Below are 6,590 nucleotides of genomic sequence, written 5' to 3'. Positions count from 1 at the left end.
CGCCGCGACTGCGCCGCGCCCCCGTTCGCGCGGCAGGTAGCGCCCGCCGGCCGCATAGACGGCCATGCCGATGAACATGCCGATGGCGGCGATACCGAACCCCCAGTGGAAACCGTAGAGTTCGCCGACTGTGCCGATGACGAGCGGAGCCGCGAACGCCCCGACGTTGATCCCCATATAATAGATGCTGTAGGCTGATTTGCGCCGCGGATCGTCGGCCGCGTAGAGGCTGTCGATCTGCGCCGGGAGGCCCGGAAGGAAGAGCCCGTTGCCCAGCGCGATCGTAGCCAGCGCCACGAGGAAGAGATCCTCGAAAGCCATGAAGATATGGCCGACGGCCATGATCAGGCCGCCGATCATCACGGCATTGCGGCGCCCGAGCCAGCGGTCCGAGATCAGGCCGCCGAAGACCGGGGTGATATAGACCGCCGCGGCGTAAAGGCCGTAAATCCAGGACGCGTCGGCCTGTGCAAATTTCAGATGCTTGGTGGCGTAGAGGACGAGCAGCGCGCGCATCCCGAAAAAGGAGAATTGGCTCCACATTTCGGTCAGGAAGAGGATGGCCAGGCCGCGCGGCTGCCCGAACCAGTCATCCGCCTTGCCTCCGGCGCCCGGCTCGAGAGGCCGGTTCATGCGGACCACCCCCATAGGCCCGGAGGAATGTCGAGCCGTCCTTCACGATAGCGCGCCGCGGGATTGCGATCGCCTTCGAGATGGACAGGTCCGTCGAGGTCCACAAAGTCGCAGCCCTGTCCGGCGAGGAAGGCGGGGGCAGTCGAGAGCGACGTTCCGCCCATATTGCCCACCATCACACCGAAACCGTGCGCGCGCGCCGCCTCGGCCATCGCGAGCGCCGCGGTTAGCCCTCCGCATTTATCGAGCTTGATGTTGATCGCGTCGAAGAGGCCAAGGAGGCGATCGAGATCGTCAGCGGTCTGGGCCGACTCGTCGGCTGCGAGCGGGATCGGGCTGGCGAACCCGCGAAAGTCCTCTTCGCGGCCGATCGGACCGGGTTGTTCGACGAGAGCGACGCGCGCATCGACGAAGACCGGCAGCAGATCGGACAGGCCTTCGGGACCGAGGCTCTGATTGGCGTCGACCCCGATCCACGCATCGGGCCGTGCACCGCGCAGCGCCCGCACGCGCTCGCTGTCGGCACCATCGCCGGTCAGCTTGAGCTTGATCGCACGCGCATCGCGGCAGGCATCGCGGGCCCGCGCGGCGATCGACGAGGGATCGTCGGCGCCAATTGTCACGGTCGTCAGCAACGCGCGCGGCTCGGCGAGGCCGGCGATCTTCCACACCGGCTGCCGCGCGAGGTGCGATTCGAGCTCCCAGAGCGCACAATCCACGGCGTTGCGCGCACCGCCCGCCGGAAGCAGCCGCGCGATGTCGGCACGGCCGGCGCCGATCTCGATCGCTTCGCGGACGGATTCGATTTCCTCTGCGAGGCTCTCGGGGGTGTCGCCATGATAATAGACCCCTGCCGCTTCGCCGCGTCCGGTGAGACTCTTTTCCCGGACCCTCACTTCGACGACGCCGATCCGCGACATGACATGCCCGGCGATCGTGACGGGATAGGCCATGTCCCAATATTGGCAACCTATCTCAAGAGCCCTTGGCGCGCGATCGTGCATAATTCCTTCCCCCTCGCGCCTAGAAGCGCGCGTCGAGCGACAGGCCGACAGTGCGCGGCTGGACCGGGACGAGCAGTGTCGAGGAGCCCGCGTCGGGATCGAAGAACGTCGTATAGGCGCGCTCGTTCAGCAGGTTGCGCACGAAGATGCGACCCGTGATCGGCCCCGCGGTGAGCCCGAGATGCGCGTCGACGATCGACTGCGATGGAATGCGCACGGTGCTTGCGATGCTTTCGAGGCCCGTCAGCGATCCGCCGCGGTAGCGATAACTCGCGCCTGCCGACAGCTCGGTGTCGTCACCGAGCGGAACGCTATATTCGCTCGAAAGAGCTGCAGTCCAGCGGGCGGCATCGGGAAGACGATCGCCGTCGCGGGCGCCGAGCGCGGGAACGTCGCTGTCGAGCCTGGCATCGGTGTAGGACGTGTTCGCAGAAATCCGAAGGCCGCGGGCGGGACGGACCTGCACCGTGGCTTCGAAGCCCCGACTGCTGGCCTTGCCGCCATTGGCCGTCGAACTCCCGGTCGGGAGGGTGATGGGGACCTGAATGTCCGACCAGGCGATGTAGAAGGCCGAAAGATCGAAATCGACGATACCGCCCAACAACGAGCCCTTGTAGCCGGCTTCATAGTTGGTCAGCCGGTCGGATGCGTAAGAATCGGGCGCGCCGATCAACGGGGCGTTCGGCCCGCCCGGCCGGTAGCCACTCGCTATGCGCGCATAGAGCGTCGAGGTTTCGTTCGGACGGAAGCGCGCGCTCGCCGACCAGGTGGTGACGTCGTCGCTCGACTTCAGCGCGGTGCGGCTGAACCCGCCGAACACAGGCCCATCGATATCCTGGACATAGTCCTGGCTGTTGTGGCTGAAGCGGATGCCCCCGGTGATGTCGAAGGCGGAACTGAATTTGTAGGTCGCATTGCCGAAGGCCGCATATTCACGGTAGCTCGTCGGCCAGTAGACCGTAGCGAAAGGATCGAGCGAGACGATCGGTGTCCGGTCGGGGTTTTGCGCGCTCAGCGCCTGGCGGTTGAGCACGTCCTCGTCGGTATAAAATCCACCGACGAGCCATTCGAAGCGATCACTCTTCGGCGAGGCGATGCGCAGTTCCTGCGTGAACTTGTTGAGCTTCACGTCGAGTGTGAAGGCCGACAGGCCGTCGGCCGGCGCGGCCGGGTCGAAATCGGGGAAAAGCGGCCCGTAGAGCGCCGATTCGTCGACGACCGAGACATTGCGCGAGCGCGACCAGCTGGTGGCGCTAGTGACGGTCGCGAAATCGACGTCCCAGTCCGCGCTCACGGCATAGTAGCGTAACTTCTGGTTATAAGGCTCGGCGAGCGCGTGGGCGCGGCTGTACTTGCCGATCGTCGGCCTGAGCGTCACGGCGTCGAGCTGGATCGCGGCGTTGCCGTCGGATTCGATGTCCTGCAACATCGCTGACGCCTTGATCGTGAGCCGGTCGGTGGCTTGCCAGAAGACGGCGGCGCGGCCGCCCTTCTGCACCGAGCTGTTCTCGTTCCGGATGCCGAGCGCCGGATTGTCGATCCAGCCCGCATTGTCCTGGTAGAAGCCGCTCACGCGAACGGCGAGCGTGTCGGCGATGACGGGCACATTGAGCATCCCGCGCGCACCCCAGCCAAGGCGGCCCGAATTGGCGATGCTCTCGATGCCGCCGCCGGCGCGCACTTCGAGGTCGCCGGGATCGGCCGCGCTAAGCACATATTTCAACAGGCCGCCCATCGTGCTCGCACCGTAGAGCGTGCCTTGCGGGCCGCGCAAAACCTCGAGACGGTCGATGTCATAGGGCATGAGATCGAGCTGGAAGGACGAGCCGCGCGCAAAACCCGAGCTGGTCCCGAGCGGGGTGTCGTCGAGATAGGTTCCAACGAGGGCGCCGCCCGAACCCGTCGAAATCCCGCGCAAAACAATCGAGGTTTTGCCCGGCGTGCCACCGCTGTTTACCGCCAGCCCGGGGATATGAGTCGCGAAATCGGCCAGACTCCGGCTTCCCGATGCTTCAAGCATGTCGCCGCTCAGCACACTTATCGAGGCCGGAACGTCGCGGAGCCGCTCCTCGCGCTTCTGCGCGGTGACGACGATTTCATCGCCCGACACAGCATCGTCGGTCAGGGCCTGGGCGATGGCCGGCTGGGCCGGCAACGCGGCGGCCGCCGCCATAAACAGGATGCCCAGGGTTTTGCCGTCGCTCATTTTTATATACTCCCAATGCCACTCGCTATAGGCGGGGTTTGTGGTTTCAAAATCTGAATTTTGCAATAAATTAATTCAAAATCTGAATAATCTGGGAATGACGGTCGAACGAATGAGTGGCAAGAAGTTGAAAAAGCAGGCCGATCTTGGCGGCCCCGCGGCGCAGCTGCGCGCGCTCCGTCTCGAGAGATCGCTGACGATGAGTCAATTGGCCGAAAAGACCGGCATTCCGCAGTCCACGCTGTCGAAACTCGAAAATGGCAAGATGCGGATGACCTACGAAAAGCTCGTGCGGCTAGGCGCCGGGTTGCAGGTCGACATCGCGCTCCTCATTCAAAAAGAGAGCGGGAAAGACGCGCCGGTCCCGACGCCGGGGCCCGGACGGCGAAGCGTCATCCGGGCCGGCGAGATTGCGGGAATCCACTTCGAGAAACAGCAGCACGCCTATCTGGCGGACGAATATCTCGGGAAAACGATGACGCCGATCCTCATCGATGTGGTCGCGCGGCATATCGACGAGCTCAACGGCCTCCTCGGGCATCGCGGCGAGGAATATCTCTACGTGCTCGAAGGCAGCATGGAGCTGCACAGCGAATTCTTCGCGCCGCTTCGGCTCGATGCCGGCGATTCCATCTATTTCGACAGCAGCATGGCGCACGCCTATCTGCTCGTCGGCGAGGGGCCCTGCCGCGTGCTTTCGGTCTGCTCGGGCGCCGACGCCGAAATGATATCGCACGCTGCGCAGATCGAGGGCGCGGGGAACGAAAGCGGCACGTGATCCGAGCGGGCATCGCGTCGCATCCGCAGCGGGTAAGACGCGCGGCTATTTCAGCGCGCGAACCGGCGAAAGCGCTTCGACCTTATGGATATTCTCGACATCCGACCGGCCGTCGATCGTCCGGACCACATCATTGTTGCGCGGAATGCAGATCATCATGATCCGGCATGGCCCGTCCCCGGCGGCAACATAGCCATGCCCCATCTCGCTGTCGAAATAGATGGATTCGCCGGTTTTGAGGTGAACCGGGGTATAGGTGTCGGTGTGCAGCGCGAGCTCGCCATCGAGCACGAGAAGAAACTCCTCGCCGAAATGACGGTGCAGTTCGCCGAACTCCTCGATCGAGCGCGCAGAAATCGTGGCCAGCAGCGGCGAGACGCGCTTCTCCAGCAAGTCCTGCGCATGATAGCAGATTTCGCCATATTGCGACGTCACGATGCCGCCCTCGCCGATCCGCGTGATACTGCGGCGGCCGCGATCGCCCGACACATATTCGGTCCGCGGCGATCCCAGAATGTCGGCGATGTTGACGTCGAGCGCGACGCTGATCCGCAGCAAGCGGTCCATCGTCATCTCGGTCTTGCCATTCTCGATCTTCGACAGGGTCGATGTCGGGATGCCCGTCTTGTCGCTTACTTCGGCGAGCGACCAACCGCGTTCGAGGCGAAGCGTCTTCAGGACGGGCCCGGCCGAGATCGATTTCGAGGTGGCGGAACGCACGGCCTTCATGCCCTCTCCCTGCTCGTTACGCGCGGCGCGATCAATATCAAAAGCGCGTTTCGGGGCGTAAAATGCGCGCCGTGCGGCTCGATATCAGCGGCCGCGCTTCAGATAGGGGGCGACATTGTTGCACAGCGTTGTCCACTCGGCATCGGTGAGCGCAAGTTTCCGGCGCATCAGCTCGAAATAGGGTGCGATAGGGCCGATCGCTGGCCAGTCGCTCCCGATCACGAACCGGTCGAGGCCGATCCGCCGCATGTCGGCCACGAATAACGCCAGCTGCGCATCGCTGCTACCGAGCGCCGTCGCCGCCACCTCGGGCATCACCACGCCCGAGATGTCGAATATGAGGTTGCGCGTTCCCGGCGCCTTGCGGGCGATCGCCGCGCCGAAAGCCTCGAGCGAATCGATCGTCGCCGGGTCGGCGCCGGCGTAGCCGCCGCCGTGGGCGATCTGGACCGGAAGATCGCCCGCCTTCGAGAGGACCTTGTCGATGAAGAGATTGACGTCGGCCTTGGTGAATGACCCGCCGCCGCGCAGATGCGCGACGATTGGAAGCTTTGCCTTGCGCGCAAGCGCGAAAATCTCGCCGAGCTGCGCGACCTGTTCGGGTGAGTCCGCGGAAAAGCCCGCGGCGCCAAGGTGGAGTTTGAGCCCGCTGACGCCCGGCTTGCCCTGCCAATAGCGAAGCTCTTCCCGCGCGTTCGGTGCGAAGGGATTGATCGCCACAAAGGCGATGATGCGTCCCTTCGAGGCAAGCGCGGCCTCGACATTGAAGCGATTTTCCGCGCGCATCTTGCGCGCCGCCTCGGCGGGATTGGCCGCCTGGCCAGGGAGCATGAACCAATAAGCGGTCGAGAGCAGGACGGCGCGCTTCACCCCGGCGGCGTCGAGATTGCGGATGGCGTCGGCCGGGGTCGGCTTGTTGAAGATATCCTCCGACAGATGCTCGAACGCATCCGGATCGGCCTTCTTCATTTCGTCCATTTGCCGGGCGAGCTCATTGCTGCCGAGATGGATATGATGATCGACGAGCGGCGCGGCGGGTGCCGACGCGCCTTCCGACGCCGCGGCGCAAAGCGGCACCGCCAAGGCCATCAGGGCGCCGCCGAGCGTGCCCAGGAGTTTCGTTGCGCGACCCTGCGCCGCGGTGCCGCCCCGTCTTTCGATGTCGTTCATTCTCTTCACCTTTCAAAACGGCCCGCACAGGCAGTCGCGCACATGTCGGTCCGACCAGTTTTCACGCCCT

The 6,590-nt window shown here is 64.4% G+C and carries 6 protein-coding genes; 1 reads left to right on the top strand and 5 read right to left on the bottom strand.

All coding sequences use genetic code 11. The features are described from left to right. The 3 genes from VN047_RS00925 to VN047_RS00915 form a co-directional block, all read right to left on the bottom strand. Positions 1–633, bottom strand: a 633-nt coding sequence (locus tag VN047_RS00925) for an oligopeptide:H+ symporter (RefSeq protein WP_325539094.1), incomplete at its 3' end; no start/stop codon positions are given. Continuing rightward, a complete protein-coding gene (locus tag VN047_RS00920; protein WP_325539093.1) occupies positions 630–1,637 on the bottom strand; it encodes a dipeptide epimerase in 1,008 nt (335 codons plus the stop codon). The genes VN047_RS00925 and VN047_RS00920, both read right to left, overlap by 4 nt. A gap of 19 nt (positions 1,638–1,656) precedes the next feature. Beyond that, complete coding sequence (locus VN047_RS00915; protein ID WP_325539091.1) at positions 1,657–3,843, bottom strand: TonB-dependent receptor; 2,187 nt, start codon at positions 3,841–3,843, stop codon at positions 1,657–1,659. A 97-nt stretch (positions 3,844–3,940) separates the two neighbouring features. Here VN047_RS00915 and VN047_RS00910 point away from each other — a divergent pair, with 97 nt between their 5' ends. Further along, positions 3,941–4,621 carry an XRE family transcriptional regulator gene (locus tag VN047_RS00910; protein WP_325539089.1) on the top strand — a complete coding sequence of 227 codons (681 nt, stop codon included), beginning with the start codon at positions 3,941–3,943 and terminating at the stop codon, positions 4,619–4,621. A 45-nt stretch (positions 4,622–4,666) separates the two neighbouring features. Here the strand turns inward: VN047_RS00910 and VN047_RS00905 are convergent, their stop codons facing one another. After that, positions 4,667–5,350 carry an XRE family transcriptional regulator gene (locus tag VN047_RS00905; RefSeq protein ID WP_325539087.1) on the bottom strand — a complete coding sequence of 228 codons (684 nt, stop codon included), beginning with the start codon at positions 5,348–5,350 and terminating at the stop codon, positions 4,667–4,669. Between the two features lie 84 nt (positions 5,351–5,434). Continuing rightward, positions 5,435–6,520, bottom strand: a complete 1,086-nt coding sequence (locus VN047_RS00900) for an amidohydrolase family protein (protein WP_325539085.1) — start codon at positions 6,518–6,520, stop codon at positions 5,435–5,437. Positions 6,521–6,590: the final 70 nt, after the last annotated feature.

The organism is Sphingopyxis sp. (assembly GCF_035565275.1).
Lineage (GTDB): Bacteria > Pseudomonadota > Alphaproteobacteria > Sphingomonadales > Sphingomonadaceae > Sphingopyxis.
The sequence above is the reverse complement of the archived record's forward strand: the minus strand, read 5'-3'. Positions and strand labels throughout refer to the sequence as shown.

Bases quoted from the DNA above. Each gene is read 5' to 3' on its own strand.
- VN047_RS00920 (WP_325539093.1), bottom strand. From the start codon at position 1,637: ATGCACGATCGCGCGCCAAGGGCTCTTGAGATAGGTTGCCAATATTGG.
- VN047_RS00915 (WP_325539091.1), bottom strand. From the start codon at position 3,843: ATGAGCGACGGCAAAACCCTGGGCATCCTGTTTATGGCGGCGGCCGCC.
- VN047_RS00910 (WP_325539089.1), top strand. From the start codon at position 3,941: ATGACGGTCGAACGAATGAGTGGCAAGAAGTTGAAAAAGCAGGCCGAT.
- VN047_RS00905 (WP_325539087.1), bottom strand. From the start codon at position 5,350: ATGAAGGCCGTGCGTTCCGCCACCTCGAAATCGATCTCGGCCGGGCCC.
- VN047_RS00900 (WP_325539085.1), bottom strand. From the start codon at position 6,520: ATGAACGACATCGAAAGACGGGGCGGCACCGCGGCGCAGGGTCGCGCA.